Source organism: Haloferax profundi, from assembly GCF_001469865.1.
GTDB classification, from domain to species: domain Archaea; phylum Halobacteriota; class Halobacteria; order Halobacteriales; family Haloferacaceae; genus Haloferax; species Haloferax profundi.
On record NZ_LOPV01000351.1, the window covers coordinates 1 to 661 of the forward strand.

1 protein-coding gene is annotated in these 661 nt (G+C 50.5%); it reads right to left on the reverse strand.

Annotated elements, in window-relative coordinates; genetic code table 11:
* Nucleotides 1-159 precede the first annotated feature (159 nt).
* On the reverse strand, nucleotides 160-661 hold a 502-nt coding region (locus AUR66_RS13050), incomplete at its 5' end, for an NAD(P)-dependent oxidoreductase (RefSeq protein WP_269432586.1).

Consider the following 661-nt stretch of genomic DNA (forward strand, 5'->3'; position numbering starts at 1 on the left):
CGGTACCGTTCGTAGCCGAGTTTTTCGAGGAACGCGGCAGTTTCGTCAGCGTCGCTAACTTCTAGCTCGATATGATCTATCTTACCAATCACGCATATCAGGTTCTAATCCCAGTGATATAAATTTTGCTCTGGCAACAGAATAATCAGGGCCAGGGCACTACGGAGACGGTGTGGCCAAGTACCTATTAGGTAGGTGTTCACCAGCCAGCAGCTTGGTAACGTTGGTCGTAAGTCGTCTGATGCTCTTCACTCGACTGTCAGTCGTCACAGCAGACGTATGTGGTGTAATGACGACGTTCTCGAAATCGAGAAGGACAGAGTCTGGACGCAGTGGTTCTGTTGCAAAGACATCTAGTCCTGCTCCAGCAATTGAATTTGAACGAAGCGCATCAACGAGTGCCTCTTCATCCACAATTGGGCCGCGGGCGGTATTGACTAGGAATGCGGACTCTTGCATCTGTGTGAGTTCCTCTTCACCGATGAGCCCACGTGTTTCGTCGGTGAGTTCAGCGTTGAGTGCAACGACGTCACTTCGTTCCAATAACTCTTGCAGGGAAGTCATCGATCCCCCCACGAGTTCGGTGTCGATATCAGGCACGTATGGGTCGTGAGTGAGTAGTTCTACGTTGAATCCAGAGAGAAGACTCCCAACTCGTTTC